General features: G+C 66.9%; 15 protein-coding genes and 1 tRNA gene. 14 read left to right on the top strand and 2 right to left on the bottom strand.

The window, feature by feature from the left end; genetic code table 11:
- The first annotated feature begins 23 nt into the window (after nucleotides 1–23).
- Genes F4X41_05020 through rpe form a run of 7 tightly spaced genes read left to right on the top strand, consistent with a single transcriptional unit; the run spans nucleotide 24 to nucleotide 6,728 of the window.
- Nucleotides 24–605: a guanylate kinase gene (locus F4X41_05020; protein ID MYB16379.1), complete on the top strand. Its 582-nt coding sequence runs from the start codon at nucleotides 24–26 to the stop codon at nucleotides 603–605.
- Nucleotides 602–3,052, top strand: a complete 2,451-nt coding sequence (priA, locus tag F4X41_05015; GenBank protein MYB16378.1) for a primosomal protein N' — start codon at nucleotides 602–604, stop codon at nucleotides 3,050–3,052. Before F4X41_05020 ends, priA begins: the two co-directional genes overlap by 4 nt.
- Before the next feature lie 10 nt (nucleotides 3,053–3,062).
- The gene (gene def / locus F4X41_05010; GenBank protein MYB16377.1) at nucleotides 3,063–3,566 is read left to right on the top strand and encodes a peptide deformylase; all 504 of its coding nucleotides are present in this window, start codon (nucleotides 3,063–3,065) and stop codon (nucleotides 3,564–3,566) included.
- Nucleotides 3,563–4,513 (top strand): methionyl-tRNA formyltransferase, encoded by a 951-nt coding sequence (locus tag F4X41_05005; GenBank protein ID MYB16376.1) that lies wholly within the window; start codon nucleotides 3,563–3,565, stop codon nucleotides 4,511–4,513. Before def ends, F4X41_05005 begins: the two co-directional genes overlap by 4 nt.
- 24 nt (nucleotides 4,514–4,537) lie before the next feature.
- Nucleotides 4,538–5,308, top strand: coding sequence for a zinc metallopeptidase (locus tag F4X41_05000; protein ID MYB16375.1), 771 nt, complete (start codon nucleotides 4,538–4,540; stop codon nucleotides 5,306–5,308).
- A gap of 56 nt (nucleotides 5,309–5,364) precedes the next feature.
- Nucleotides 5,365–6,054, top strand: a complete 690-nt coding sequence (locus tag F4X41_04995; GenBank protein ID MYB16374.1) for a zinc metallopeptidase — start codon at nucleotides 5,365–5,367, stop codon at nucleotides 6,052–6,054.
- Nucleotides 6,051–6,728: a ribulose-phosphate 3-epimerase gene (gene rpe, locus F4X41_04990; protein ID MYB16373.1), complete on the top strand. Its 678-nt coding sequence runs from the start codon at nucleotides 6,051–6,053 to the stop codon at nucleotides 6,726–6,728. The genes F4X41_04995 and rpe overlap by 4 nt, the downstream gene beginning before the upstream one ends.
- A 358-nt stretch (nucleotides 6,729–7,086) precedes the next feature.
- Here the strand turns inward: rpe and F4X41_04985 are convergent, their stop codons facing one another.
- The gene (locus F4X41_04985) at nucleotides 7,087–7,485 is read right to left on the bottom strand and encodes a hypothetical protein (GenBank protein MYB16372.1); all 399 of its coding nucleotides are present in this window, start codon (nucleotides 7,483–7,485) and stop codon (nucleotides 7,087–7,089) included.
- 78 nt (nucleotides 7,486–7,563) lie between these two features.
- A complete protein-coding gene (locus F4X41_04980) occupies nucleotides 7,564–7,794 on the bottom strand; it encodes a mitochondrial large ribosomal subunit protein bL28m (protein ID MYB16371.1) in 231 nt (76 codons plus the stop codon).
- Nucleotides 7,795–7,925: 131 nt separating this feature from the next.
- Here F4X41_04980 and F4X41_04975 point away from each other — a divergent pair, with 131 nt between their 5' ends.
- The 7 genes from F4X41_04975 (at nucleotide 7,926) to F4X41_04945 (ending at nucleotide 14,191) form a co-directional block, all read left to right on the top strand.
- The gene (locus F4X41_04975) at nucleotides 7,926–9,575 is read left to right on the top strand and encodes a DAK2 domain-containing protein (GenBank protein ID MYB16370.1); all 1,650 of its coding nucleotides are present in this window, start codon (nucleotides 7,926–7,928) and stop codon (nucleotides 9,573–9,575) included.
- Nucleotides 9,562–11,880 (top strand): ATP-dependent DNA helicase RecG, encoded by a 2,319-nt coding sequence (gene recG / locus F4X41_04970; protein MYB16369.1) that lies wholly within the window; start codon nucleotides 9,562–9,564, stop codon nucleotides 11,878–11,880. Before F4X41_04975 ends, recG begins: the two co-directional genes overlap by 14 nt.
- A gap of 26 nt (nucleotides 11,881–11,906) precedes the next feature.
- Nucleotides 11,907–12,512 (top strand): 16S rRNA (guanine(966)-N(2))-methyltransferase RsmD, encoded by a 606-nt coding sequence (gene rsmD / locus F4X41_04965; protein MYB16368.1) that lies wholly within the window; start codon nucleotides 11,907–11,909, stop codon nucleotides 12,510–12,512.
- Between the two features lie 56 nt (nucleotides 12,513–12,568).
- Nucleotides 12,569–13,051, top strand: a complete 483-nt coding sequence (gene coaD, locus F4X41_04960) for a pantetheine-phosphate adenylyltransferase (protein MYB16367.1) — start codon at nucleotides 12,569–12,571, stop codon at nucleotides 13,049–13,051.
- Nucleotides 13,048–13,554, top strand: a complete 507-nt coding sequence (locus F4X41_04955; GenBank protein MYB16366.1) for an ATP synthase F0 subunit B — start codon at nucleotides 13,048–13,050, stop codon at nucleotides 13,552–13,554. The genes coaD and F4X41_04955 overlap by 4 nt, the downstream gene beginning before the upstream one ends.
- Nucleotides 13,555–13,656: 102 nt before the next feature.
- Nucleotides 13,657–13,733 (top strand) — tRNA-His (locus F4X41_04950).
- Between the two features lie 47 nt (nucleotides 13,734–13,780).
- Entirely contained in the window at nucleotides 13,781–14,191 is a 411-nt protein-coding gene (locus F4X41_04945; GenBank protein ID MYB16365.1) for a LysM peptidoglycan-binding domain-containing protein, read from the top strand.
- Nucleotides 14,192–14,239 lie beyond the last annotated feature (48 nt).

The following is a 14,239-nucleotide window of genomic DNA, read 5'->3' as shown; positions in this document are numbered from 1 at the left end:
CGAAACGCCCTTATGTATAAGAAATCGGAGCGGGTTTGGCAATCCCGGCACAAGGACGATTGTTCGTCTTGACCGGATCTTCGGGTTCGGGCAAGGATGCGGTCATCGAAGGGCTGCTGGCGCGGATTCCCAATCTGCGGCGGGCGGTAACGGCAATCACGCGCGCTCCACGCCCCAACGAGCGCGAGGGGGTTAATCATTACTTCATCAGCGACGCCGAATTCGACCGTTGGCTGGCCGAGGGCCGGTTCCTGGAATGGGCCCGGGTATTCGGCCGCCGCTACGGGACGCCGCGGGCCGAAGTCGATCGCCTGCTGAGGGCCGGACACGACGTGATCCTGCGGATCGACCCGCAGGGCGCGGCGGCGGTCCGCGAGCAGATCCCCGCAGTCCCGGTGATATTCCTGCGCGCCGAAAACTCGGCCGAGCTGGAGCGCCGGCTGCGCGAAAGGGGCGAGGACGAGCAATCGCTGCGATCGCGCCAAGCCCAGCTTTCCGCCGACGATCAGTTCGGGCGCACTTGCCAGCATCAGGTGGTGAACCGGCGCGACCGGCTGGATCAGGCGGTTGCCGAAATCGCCGCGATCATCGGCGGCGCGTCTTGAGCGAAGACCGGGATTCTGCCCGACCGGAGGCGGTCCGCTACGCCGAGGTGGCGGTGCTGGGCTCGCCGATCCGCGGTTCGCAATTGTTCAGCTATCAGGCGCGCGCCCAGTTCGCCCGCCAGATAGCCCCCGGACAGCTGGTGCTGGTCGAATTCGGACGCCGGGAGCTGCTCGGAGTGGTATTCGGGGTCAGCGAGGAGCCCCCGCCGCTGCGCACCAAGCCGGTCCTGGCCATCCTGGAACTGGCGTCGCTGGTGCCACAGCTGCAGCGGCACCTGGCGGCCTGGACGGCCGATCGATTCGCGACCCCGATCGGTTCGGTCCTGGAGGCGATGTTGCCGCCGCGGATTGGCAAGTACGTGAGCCACCGATTCGCCTCGGCCCCGGCGGCCGAAGCCGACGGGCTGAGCCGGCACCGCCGCTCGATCGTGGCCGCGCTGGAGGAGCTGCGGGTGGGCACCCGCGCCGAGATCACGGCCCAGGTCGGCCGGCCGGTTTCGGCCAACGCTCTGAACGAGCTGGTGGGTTTGGGGCGGTTGCGACGGTGGAGCCAGCTGGAGCTGCCGGAGACCGGCACCCCGGTGGCCGAGTTGACGATTCCGCCGGCCGAGGCCCTGGCCCGCATCCAGGACCTGGCCCGGGCGCCGGCGCAGCGCCGCCTGCTGTTGCGGCTGATCGCCGCCGGAGAACCGGTGGCGGTGCGAGATCTGCTCGCAGCCGGCGGCTCGCGGGCGTCGCTGAAAAACCTGGCCCGGACCGGCTGGGTCGACCTGCGAAGGCGCTTCGCCCTGCCGGAGCTGGGCAAATACCCCGGCGAGGACATGGAGGACCTGGCCGCCCAGAACGCCCTGGAGGGATTCCTGGAGCGCCCCGTCTACGGTTCCCTGCTGCTGCAGGGCCGGCTGGCCGAACGCCTGCCCGCCTACCTGCGGGTGATCAACCGGATGCTTGCCGCCGATCGCCAGGTGCTGTTGCTGGCCCCCAGCCAGGCCGAGGCGGCGGCGCTGGGCCGGGCCCTTATCCCGGAGCTTTCCGGACGCTCGGTGGTTCTTTCCGATGCAACCACCCCCAGCCAGCGGGTGGGATTGTGGCGGGCGTTGCGGGCCGGCGAGGTGGACGTACTTATCGGTCACCCGCCGGCGGTCTGGGCCCCGCTTACGAACCTCGGGCTGGTGATCGTCGACCGCGAGGAAGACCGGCTTTACAAAGCGGCCCCGCTGCGCACCGTCAGCGCCGCCCAGGCCGCCCGGGAGCTGGCCCGGATCGCCGACATACCCATGGTCCTGGGGACCGCCACGCCGCTGGTATCGACCTTCAACGAAGTCGAACACGAGACGATCCGTTTCGTCCTGCTGCGGTCGGCCCGCCTGTTGCGTCAGCTGCGGATGAAGGTCGGCCGCGGCTGGGGCAACGCCGCCGGATCCGGAGTGGCCCAGATCATCGATATGCGCTCGGCAACCCTGATGGGACCGGGCGGAATGATCTCCGAGGACCTCTGCGAGGCGCTGGAGACCGCGTTCGCCGCCGGGCAGCGCTCGGTCGTGCACGTTGCCACCCGCGGATCAGCCACCGCGACCGCCTGCCGCGAGTGCGGTTTTCGCTGCACCTGTCGCTATTGTTCGGCCTCGCTCTTCTGGCACGAGGACCGCGACGCCCTCGTCTGTCACATCTGCGGCGATTCCAGCCCGCCGCCCGAGGCCTGCCCGGAATGCGGTTCGCCGGCGCTGCGGACGTACGGCTACGGCACCCAATCGGTGGTGCGAGCGTTGCGCTCGCTGATGCCGCGGGCGCGAATCGACCGGATCGATTCGGACCTTAGCCCGCAGGCCTGCCAGCGCAACGCGCAACGGTTCTCGCGCGGGGTGGTCAACATCCTGGTCGGAACCACCCGCCTGCTGGCGTTCGCCGAATACCTGCGCGCCGATCTGCTGGGCGTCGTCCAGGCCGACTTCGGACTGAATTTCCCCGATTACCAGGCCCCCGAAAGGGTGTACCAGACTCTCTCGCGGCTGCGCGACGTGACCCTGGCCGACAACATCGAGGGAACGATGCTGCTGCAGGCCCGCGACAGCGAAAGCTACGTCCTGGAAGCGGTCCGCACCGGCAGCTACCTGAAGTTCTTCCGCACCGAAATCGAACTACGGCGGCGTTACCGGATGCCGCCGTTCCGCGAACTTACCCGGTTCGTGATCGGCAACCGGCAACCCCAGCGGGCCGAATCCGAAGCGCTGGCGTTGAGCGAGCAGATCGAATCGAAACTGGTCGATTCGGACGGCGGCGATGACCCGCCCCAGATTTGGGGACCGGCCCAGTGCCAGGTGTGGCGACAGAGGGGAATCTTCCGCTGGCATATGATTGTGCTATCTGGACCGGGCCAATTACGCCCGGTTTTCGGCATCCCCCACGGTGGTTGGGTGGTGGATGTCGATCCGGTCGATTTCTATTAACGATTGCGTTATGGCGGTATTGCCGATACTGCCGGCACAACACCCAATGCTGGGACGCGTGGCCGCACGGGTCCCCAAAGTGGACGATTCTGTCCGGCGCCTGGCGAACGATATGCAAGAAACGATGCGATCGGCTTCCGGTGTGGGATTGGCCGCACCGCAGGTCGGTCGTCCGCTGCGCTTGATCGTGTGTCAGGAATCCGAGGACGCCGAAGTCCTCACCCTGGTGAACCCGCGCATCTCCAAGGCCAGCGGGTCCGAGGTGGCCGACGAGGCCTGCCTCTCGCTGCCGGGCTGGTTCGGTCCGGTCGAGCGCCATCTGAATATCCGGGTTAAGGCCCTCGACGAGCGGGGACGCGCCCGCTCGCTGGCGGCGGAGGGTTTCCTGGCACGGATCATCCAGCACGAGATCGACCACCTGGACGGGATCATGTTCACCGAGAGGATCGTCGAGGGCGGCGAACTGCAGTTCGCCGAAGCGGCGCCCGCCGAGGAAGCTGCCGCGCCGGCATGAGGGTCATCTTCTTCGGCACGGCCGAATTCGCCACGCCCTCGCTACGGCTGTTGGTGAACCGCCACGAAATTCCGCTGGTGGTTACGCGGCCGTCCCGTCCGGTCGGCCGGGCGCGGTTGGTGAAACCGCCGCCGGTCGTGGCGGTCGCGCGGTCGTTGCGGCTGCCGGTTATCCAGCCGGACGACATCAACGCCGAGCCGGTGCTGGACCACCTGCGCTCGCTGCGGCCGGACGTCCTGGTCGCGGTTGCTTACGGCAAGAAATTCAACAAGCCGATCCTCTCGCTGGCGCCGGCCGGAGTGCTGAATCTGCATCCCTCGCTGCTGCCCTTGTATCGCGGCGCCTCGCCGATCCAGAGCGCGATCGCGGCCGGCGAGGTCGTCACCGGCATCACCGTCATCCGCATGGATACCGGGATCGATTCCGGCCCGATGCTGGCCCAGCGCGAAGTGGCCATCGAGGAAGAGGAGACCGCCCCGCGCCTCTCGCGCAGGCTGGCCGTGGAAGGCGCCGAACTGCTGGCCCAGACGCTGGAGAAGCTGCAGGAAGGCTACGAAGACGCCCGCCCGCAGGACGAGGAGCGCGCGACCTTCGCCCCGATTCTCAAGCGCAATTTCGCCGACGTCGACTGGCAGCTTCCGGCGCGGCGGATATTCGACCAGTGGCGGGCCTATCTGGGTTGGCCCGGTCTGCGCACCCGGGTTGCCGGCAAGAGCATCAAGATCCTCGAATGCCGGCTGGCCGACGAGATAAAGCTCCGGGTCTCGCCCGGCAAGGCGAAAGTCCGCGACGGGAGAATCTTCGTAGGTACAGGTGACGGGTTGTTGGAAATAATCACCCTCCAACCGGCCGGCCGCAAACCGATGTCGGCCCAGGACTTCGTGCTGGGCTACGAGAACCTGCTTTCCCAGCCTTGGTCGGGGTCGGCGCGCAAATCAGCCAGTTAGCCTAAGGACCCAGGGCAAGAGCCGATGTTCTTTTTCGACCCCTTCTATCTCCTGTTCATGGCCCCGGCGATGATCCTGATGTTCTGGGCGCAGTCGCGGGTCAAGGGAACCTACGCCAAGTATTCGCAGGTGACCACCTCGTCGGGCCTGCCGGGCTACATGGTCGCCCAGCGACTGCTGCGCTCGGTCGGGCTGGAGTCGGTGCACACCGCTCCCGGCCAGCGCGCAGATCCGGAGCGGCGCCAGGCGCTAGCCGATAGCGGCGTGGTGAGCATCGAGCGCGTCGGCGGCCAGCTCTCCGACCATTACGATCCGGCCAAGAAGACGCTGTGCCTCTCCGAGGGCGTCTACGATTCGAATTCGGTGGCCGCGATGGCGATCGTGGCCCACGAGACCGGTCATGCGATCCAGGACCAGGTGCGCTACCCGGCCCTGGTGCTGCGCTCCACCCTGGTCCCGGCGGTCCGATTCGGGTCCACGTTCGGTTACCTGGTCATCATCGGCGGGTTCGTGATGATGATGCTGGGCGCGGCCATCGGCGAGAGCATCGCCTGGCTGGGCGTGATGCTCTTCTCGCTGACGCTGGTTTTTTCGCTGGTGACCCTTCCGGTTGAGTTCGACGCCTCCAAGCGCGCGCTGGTGTTGCTGCAGAACAACGGCATCACCAACCAGCAGGAACTGGACGCCTCCAGGCGTGTCCTGAACGCGGCGGCGTTGACCTACGTGGCCGCGATGGCGGCGTCGCTCATGCAGATCCTGTACTGGGTCTTTATACTGCTGGGCCGACGCGACTGATCCTGAACCCCCAAGCTGCGCGCGGCGCCGGGGTGCGCTCGGGGAGCGGGGTATAGATGGCTCGGGTGGTCCTGGCGATCGCCGCGGTCGCACCGATCGTGCTGGCGCTGGTGATCAAGCAGTATGTGAACGCCGTCTACGCCGCCGCCCGATCGATGCCGGTGGCCTCGCGCGTGACCGGCGGCGAGGCCGCGCGCCTGCTCCTCTATGCGACCGGCACCCGTGAAATCGGTATCGAGGTAATCGCGGGGAGCCTGAACGACCATTTCGATCCCGGGGCCGGGGTCATCCGGCTCAGCCCGGAGACGAACTCCGAATCTTCGATCGCGGCCCTGGCGATCGTCGGGCACGAAGTCGGTCACGTCGCCCAGCACAAGATCGGGTCCTGGCTGATCGTGGTTCGCAACCTGCTTCTGCGGGCGACCCAGATCGCCAGCTCGCTGGGAACTTTACTGATGGTGATCGGGATTGCCGCGGCGGTGCTGCGAATCGGAGTCGGTCCGTTCATGCTGGTGGCCGGCTTCCTCTCGCTCCTGCTGTCGGCCTCGTTTGCGGTAGTTACCCTGCCGCTGGAATTTGACGCTTCGCGGCGGGCGCTGCGGCTCCTGGTGGCCGCCAACGTGCTCTCGGTGGACGAGCTGCCGGCGGTGCGTCGGGTCCTGACCGCGGCGGCCCTCTCGTACGCCGCCTCGGCGGTCATGGCGATGTCGCGCATTCCCTGGCTGCTGGGGCGTTTCGGGAGATGACGCCTCGGCGGGACGCGTTGATCGCACCTTCGATCCTGGGCGCCGATTTCCTGGAGCTGGGGACTGCGATCAGGGCGTGCGAGCGCGCCGGCGCCGACCTAATCCACTGCGACGTGATGGACGGGCGCTTCGTTCCAGCGATAAGTTACGGCGCAATGATCTGCGCGGCGGCGGCCGACGCCTCGCAAATTCCGCTTGACGTGCACCTGATGGTCGAAGACGTCGCCGGCCAGGTCGAGCAGATCCTGCCGCTGCGACCGCGCTATTTGACGTTTCACGTGGAGGCGGTCGCCGACCCTTTGGCGATGGCCGCAACCATCCGGGCGGGCGGTTCGCGGCCGGGCCTGGCGATCAAGCCGGGAACCCCCTTGTCAAAGATCTACCAGATCGCCCCGGAATTCGACCTGATCCTGGTCATGACCGTCGAACCCGGGGCCGGAGGGCAGGCATTCATGCCCGAATGCCTGCCAAAGGTCGCCGCCGCCGCCGCCGCTCGCCGGGAGACCGGGTCCAAATTCCTGATAGAGGTTGATGGCGGGGTGGGGTCCGCAACGATCAGGCAGTGCGCCGACAGCGGCGCTGACGTATTCGTGGCCGGTTCGGCGGTATTCGGACACCAGGGCGGCGTAGCGGCTGCGGTTTCCGAGCTCAGGGTGCTGGCCGCGACCGAATAGCACCGCAGAGGGCAAGTCGCGTCCGAATTGCCGAAATCGTCAAGCCAAATCTGATCGCGGCGCCAATCCGTTTTCGGGCCAGGGTTGCCTTGCGGGATTGCCGGGCGCCAGCCAGGATGACCACCGGCATGACCCCCCGCGGCTCGGATACGGCCTTCTCGACCCGCCTTGTCAATGCCAATTCATTCGTATCGTGAATGAATATCATTCACGGCTTGAATGATTGCGCACGATGGGATCCCGAACCGGTTTCGCGGCTTTGCCCGACCGGCGGCGCGCCGAACGATCCCGGCCGCGGACTAAAAGAAACCCGGGGCCAATTCAATAAACGCGGAGCGCATTGGTTCCGCCGGGTTTTCTAGCCTTCCCCCATGGCGAAGACCTCGAGCACGTGCCCGTCGGGATCCTGGACGGCCCGCACGTACATTCCGCCCATATCCATCGTCTCGCGGTAGGAACTTCCGCCGGCTGCGATCGCGGCCGCGATGAATCCGTCAACGCCGGCGCGGTCGGCCAAGTTGAACGACACGATCGCCTCGGTCGAGGCTTCGTCGGCGATCTGCTTGCCCGGAATCACGTTGGCAAAGAACCCGCTCGACATAAGCATGAGACGGACGCCGTCGCCGACGATCACGCAGGCGGAGTTGTCGCCGCTGAACATCTCGTCGAACTCAAATCCGAGTTCGCCGTAAAAGGTTCGAGATCGCCCGACGTCGGCGATCGGCATCTGAATGAAAGCGGTGTTTATGTCGGGCATAGGTGTATTCCAGTCGGATGAAACGCAGGAAGCCTGGCGCGTCCGGGGACGGGACGGGGCCCGCCTGATCGAGCTCGGTTAAAGGCCGCTGACGCCCAGCCGCTCGGTGGTCTTGGCGGTATTGCGGATGCAGCGGGTGCAGATATTGACCCTTTTGCGGACGCCGCCGATCAGCATGCGGCGGCGCTGCACGTTGGCTTTCCAGCTGCGCGGTTTCTTGGGGGCGCGGTATTTCCACTGCCCGGACGCCTTGTGCCGGATGTGCCGGCCAAACTGGCGTCCCTTGCCGCAGACGTCACACTTTGCCAAAAAGATTCCCTTGCGTTCGCGAAGCGGGTGCCGCTCGAATCGGGGAGCGCACCGGCAGCAGGCGGAAAATTCGAACCTTCGCCCGCCGGGCGCTGGCACCACAGAATAATATGCGATCTTGGTAACTGGCGATGCGCATGGACTCACAAAATCCCTTCCCCGCTCCATCGGGCAAAAACGATGGAAGGGACCTTTTGGCGGCCCTGGAAATGGCTTTGTCCTGGCTCCAGGCCAACATGACCCCCATCAACCGCTTGAACGTGTTCCCGGTCCCCGACGGGGACACCGGAACGAACATGTTTCTGACCATGCAGGCCGGGGTGGAATCGGCGCGCGAGTCGGGATCGGATTCGGCCGCCGCGGTCGCCCGCGCCGCCTACGAAGGGGCCCTGGTGGGCGCGCGCGGCAACTCCGGCGTGATCCTCTCCCAGATCGTCCGGGGCATATCGGTCGGATTGGCATCGTCGGACGTAATCGGCAATCGCGCCCTGGCGCAGGCGTTCAACGAAGCCGCCCTGGCCGGTTACGACGCCGTAGCCGAACCGGTCGAAGGGACCATGCTCACGGTCGCCCGCCGGGCCGGCGAGACCGCGCTTGCCAGCAATCTCCCCGAGTCCGACCTGGCGGGGTTGTTGGACGAAGTAAGCCGGGCCGCCCGCCAGGCGGTGATTGAGACTCCCCAGCAGCTTGCCGTGCTGGCCGAGGCCAACGTCGTCGACGCCGGCGGGGAGGGCGTGGCGGTCATCTACGAAGGCCTGCGCATGTTCTTTGCCGGCGAGGAGCTGCCGGAGGGCGCCACCGACGAGCGCGACGAGGAGGCATTCGCCCGGTTCGCGGCCGAACACGCCGGCGACGAGCACGGTTTTTGCACCCAGTTCCTGGTCGACGGGCACGATTTGGACCTCGAGGAGATGCGCCTCTGGATGACCGCCAACACCGATTCGGCGGTCGTGGTCGGCGACCCCTCGCGGATCCGGGTGCACGTACACACCGACATGCCCGGCCAGATCCTCAATTACGCGGTCCCGCTGGGTACCGTGTCGCGGATCTCGATCGAGAACATGGACCTTCAGCAGGCCGACCAATTCGCCGCCGTCCAGGCTCCCGAACCCGACCTGGTTCCGCCGCCCCCGGCCGGCCTGGTCGCGGTTGCCGCCGGCGAGGGGTTCGCGCGCCTGTTCGCCGATTTCGGGGCGACGGTCGTGAAGGGCGGCCAGACGATGAATCCCTCGGTCGCCGAGATCGCATCGGCGATTGCCGATGCTCCCACCGACGAAGTCATGGTGCTGCCCAACAACAAGAACATAATCCTGGCCGCCGAAGGCGCCGCCGAGGTCTCCGAAAAGAAAGTCCACGTGCTGGCCTCCAAGTCGGTGCCGCAGGGACTAGCGGCGGCCCTGGCCTACGTGCCGACCCTGGCCGCCGACCGCAATCTTGCGGCGATGGATGGTGCGATCCGGCAAACCACGTCAATCGAGGTCACCCGCGCGGTCCGCGACGCCCGCGTCAACGAAGTCGAGGTCGGCGAGGGCCAGTACATGGTCCTGGTCGACGGCGACGTGGTCGCCGCCCACGATGACCGCGGCCAAGCGCTCGCGGTGGGTCTGGCCGGCCTGGGCGACCTGGATCCGGAGTTCGTCAGCGTCTACTGGGGCGCGGATGCGACCGAGTCCGAAGCGGCGGCGCTGGAGGATGATTTCCTGGGCAAGTGGCCGGAGGCAGAATTTGAAACGCTGGCCGGTGGACAGGACCACTACGACTTCGTAATTGGCATCGAATAGGCAACTCGACCCGATCGCGCTGGCGCGGATCCTGCGCGCCGAACTGGAAGATGGCTGCCGCGACAAAAGGGTGACCGGCGGCCTGGGTGCGCTGCTGCAGGGTCAGCTGAGCGGCCCGCAGGCCACGGTGCTGGCGCCGCTGGTCGACTATGGGCGGCTATCCCAGGAGCAGCGCCGCGCCGGTCTGGAAAACGCCCTGCAGGGGCTTCCCCGGGAGGTGGCGCAGGCGGACCGGGCGCCGCGCAGACCGAGCCGACGCCGCGCCCGGGTGCGACTCAATGATCCGGTCTCGCAGCTGCCCCGGGCCAATCCCAAGCAAATTGCCGCGCTTGCCGAACGCGGAATAAAGACTTGCTCGAATCTTCTTGGGAAGTTCCCCCGCGACTACGAGGACCGGCGGGTCTTCGGCAAGATCGCCGCTCTCCCGCAGGACGGCGCGGTTGCCGTGCTGGCCGACGTCGTGCGGATTTCAACTGGCCGCCCGCGGCGCGGACTCAGCGTGACAACCGCCACCCTGAGCGATGGTTCGGGCCGAATCCAGGCCACCTGGTTCAATCAGCCCTATCTGGCCGATAGCCTGCGCGGGCGCAGCCAGGTGGCGTTTTTCGGGGCGATCAGGCAGGGCAAGCTAAACAGCCCCGAATACGAACTGAACCCGGAGGGATCGCCCAACGCCGGGCGGATCGTGCCGATCTATCCGCAGGTTCCCGGGATCACCCAGAAGCAGCGGCGGGCCTGGAGTGCGCGGATCATCGCGGACGCGCTCCCCGAGTTGCCCGAACCGCTCCCGCCCGCAATCATCGCCGAGACCGGTCTGCCCGACCGCCGCCGGGCCCTGGCCGACAAGCATTTCCCACCCGACGAAGAGGCACGCGACCGGGCGCAGATGCGGCTGGATTTCGACCAGCTCTTCTACTACCACCTGGCAGCTGCGGGGCGGCGGCGGCGCTGGCGCGAGCAGTCTTCCAGTCAGGCGATCAGCGAGTTCGAGTCCAAGGTCGAAGGGTTCGTCGCGGAACTTCCGTTCGCACTCACCGCCGGCCAAAGCCGGGCCATCGACGAAATCCTGGACGACCTGCGGCAACCGTTTGCGATGCATCGCCTGCTGCAAGGCGACGTCGGATCCGGCAAGACCGCGGTGGCGGCGTGCGCGCTGCTGGCGGCCGCCAGCGCGGGATTCCAGGGCGCGCTGATGGCGCCCACCCAGATCCTGGCCAACCAGCACCACCAAACGCTCCAGCAGTTGCTCGGCCCGGCCGGCGTCCGGGTCGAACTGGTCACGGCCGCGCTCACGCCGGGCGAGCAGACGCGCAGCTGGGACCGGGTCGCTGACGCGGAAGTCGATGTGGTCGTCGGCACCCATGCGCTGGTTTCGGAGGCGGCCCGGTTCGCCAACCTGAACCTGGTGATCGTGGACGAGCAGCACCGCTTCGGGGTCCGCCAGCGGGCGACCCTCAGGGCCAAGGGCGACGGCAACCCGCACACCCTGATCATGAGCGCCACCCCGATTCCCAGGACCCTGGCGGCGGCGGTCAGCAGCGAAATCGATGTTTCCCAGATCCGCGAACTCCCGGCCGGACGCCGGGAGATTAAGACCATCCTGGCATCCCCCCGGCAGCGCCAGCGCGCCTACGACACGCTGCTCTCAGAAGTTGCCAGCGGCGCCCAGGCGTACATCGTCTGTCCGCTGGTCGAGGCCTCCGAGTCGGTTCCGGCGCGCTCCGTCGAAGACGAGTACAAGCGTCTGCGCGGCGGACCCCTGTCCGGCCTGGGGGAGGGACTTGGGCTTCTGCACGGCCAGCTTCCGCCAGTGCGCAAGCAGGCGCAAATGGACGCGTTCAGCGCCGGCCGCACCAAGGTCCTGGTGACCACCTCGGTGGTGGAGGTGGGCGTGGACGTCCCCAATGCCACGGTGGTGATGATCGAGGGCGCGGAGCGGTTCGGCCTGGCCCAGCTGCACCAACTGCGCGGGCGGGTCGGACGCGGCCGGCGCGAAAGCCTCTGCCTGCTGATGTCTGACAGCCAGGATGCTAGCGAGAACGAGCGGCTCCGGGCGATGACCGAGACCAACAGCGGGTTCGAGCTGGCCGAGGTGGACCTGCGCCTGCGCGGGCCCGGCGAGTTGCTGGGGGTCCGGCAGAGCGGGTACGACCCGGACGTGATCAAGGCCTGGCAGAACCCGGCCGCCAACGAACTGGCACGGCGGTGGGCCGAGCGGACATTGAAAGCGGACCCGGAACTTGCGCGCCGCGAGCACCGGTTGCTGAAACGGATAGTGCGCCAGCGACAGGGCCCGGGGGATTGAGCATAAGCGCCGGCGCGGTCGTTTAGTTGGCCAGACTCAGCCTGCGAATAACCGGCGGCAAGTTGCGCGGCCGGGTCCTGCGCTCTTCCCGCGACGCCAAAATCCGGCCGACCTCGGCCAAGGTGCGCGAGTCCCTGTTTAACGTGATCGGGCCGGTCGAGGGCCTTCGGATCGCCGATCTCTACTGCGGCAGCGGGGCCCTCGGATTCGAGGCACTGAGCCGCGGCGCCGCCGAGGTAGTCGCGGTTGACCGCTCGCGCATGGCCCGGCAGATGGTTCTGGGCAACCTTGCCCAGCTCGAAGACGCCGTTGAAGGTAGGTGCCGTTTCATCGGCTCGAGCGTCGAGCGATGGATCGATGAATTCGCAGGCGGCCCCCCGTTCGACCTGGTGCTAATGGACCCGCCGTACGCGCAGTTGGACGCGGCAATGGACGCCCTAGCCGCGATCATTGAACGCGGTCTGCTCGGCCGCGGCGGACTGGCGGTCTTGGAGCATTCGGCCCGGTCGACCGTGGAATCTGCTGGACGAGAATTTCGAATCTGTGGCAACTATCGTTACGGCGACAGCGCGCTGACGCTGGTTGTCGATGCGGGATCGGGCCCGGATGAAGAGAATGGAAACGGGAATTGAGCCGCCCGGACCGGCGAGGCCGATTGCCCGTCACCGGACCCTGAGAGGAATTCGAATTGCACGCCCTCGTACCAGGCACGTTCGACCCGGTCACCAACGGCCATCTGGGTCTGATAAGCCGGGCAGCGCGCATGTTCGATCGCCTCACCGTCGGGGTGTACGAGGGCTCCGACCAGCCGACGCTCTTTAGCGCCGCCGAACGACTTGAGCTGATGACTGCGGCACTCGAGGACCACGCCAATGTATCCGCCTGCCTCTACGACGGCACCACGGTGGGGTTCGCCCGGCAGATCGGCGCCGGCGTGCTGGTGCGCGGAATCCGGGTGCCAACCGACTTCGATTACGAGCTCTCGCTGGCCCACATGAACGAGGCCCTGGACGATTCGATCGACACGATCTGCCTCATCAGCTCTCTCAGCGACGCGTTCATCAGCTCGTCGCTAATCCGCGAAGTCGCGCTGCTGGGTCAGGACGTCTCGACCTGGGTTCCGGCCAATGTTGCAAAGGCCCTAGCGGATAAAATTTCCAACCGCCGATGATTGACGAAGCTAACCCTGTTTCCGGCCCCCAGAGCGATCTGGTCGGCCTGATTCAGCGACTTGAGGAAACAGTCCTCGAAGCCCAGCGCATCCCGTTCGGCAACAAGATCCTGATGGTCGAGTCCGATCTGTTGGAAATCATCGACCAGATGCGGATCAACATCCCCGAGGAAATCCGCGACGCGCGCCGGATCATGCGTGAACGCGAAGCCATCCCGCGCGATGCCCAGCGCGAGGCCGAGCAGATCCTGACCCACGCCCGCGAGCAGGCCAATCGGATGATCTCCGACGAGGCCATCGTGCGCGAAGCCGAGGCCCGCGCCGAGCAGATGATCGAGGACGCCCAGAACGCGGTCGTGCAAGCGCGGCGCGAGATGGACGCATATTCGATGAACATGTTGCGCGACGTCGAGCACCGGCTCAACACCCATCTTTCCAGCATCCACCGAGCCATAAATCTGCTGGACGAATCGTCCCAGGATCCGAGCCTGCACCGGGACTAGGCGCCGTGGCCGGCCGGGTCCGGCTGCTTCCTGGCCAGGACGGAGCGCGTAAACCGTTGCTAGACTTTTTCCCGCCACGAACGGTTCGCCGTGGCACGAATGGTGGCCGTAGCTCAGTTGGTCAGAGCGCTTGGTTGTGGCCCAAGAGGTCGCGGGTTCAATCCCCGTCGGTCACCCCAGAATGAGCGGATCGCGGCGCGGTCGGAGCGCCAATTGGCGACCACTTTTGTTCCCGCTGCTGGTCGCGACCCTGGCCCTGCTCGGAGCCGCCGCCGGCTACGGCCTGGGCAGCTGGTGGGTCGCGGGGGGATCTTCTTCGCCGGTCCCGGTACCGGCCGAGATCGAGCCGGTCGTCACTTCTCCGGCGCTGCCGCCGCGCGCGAGGGCGGCGGCGACCGAGTACGAGGACGTCGAATTGGGGGTGCCGCTGGTGCAGATCCCGGCCCCGCCGCCGCCGCGCCGACCGACCGAGGCGGCCGCGGACGAGTTGGAACACGTCGTGCAGGCGGGCGAGTCACTTTCGCTCATCGCGGGCTTCTACGGAGTGAGCGTTGACGAAATGGCCGCCGCCAACAACATCGCCGACGTGTCGGTAATAAACGTCGGGCAGGTCCTGCTGATCCCCGGTTCGCGCTAGGAGCCCGCGCCGCAGGAAGAGCGCGGACGACCCGGTTTCAGCCGACTG

It is taken from the genome of Chloroflexota bacterium, from assembly GCA_009840625.1.
Taxonomy (GTDB): domain Bacteria; phylum Chloroflexota; class UBA11872; order UBA11872; family VXNJ01; genus VXNJ01.
This window is presented reverse-complemented; position numbering and strand designations above follow the sequence as displayed.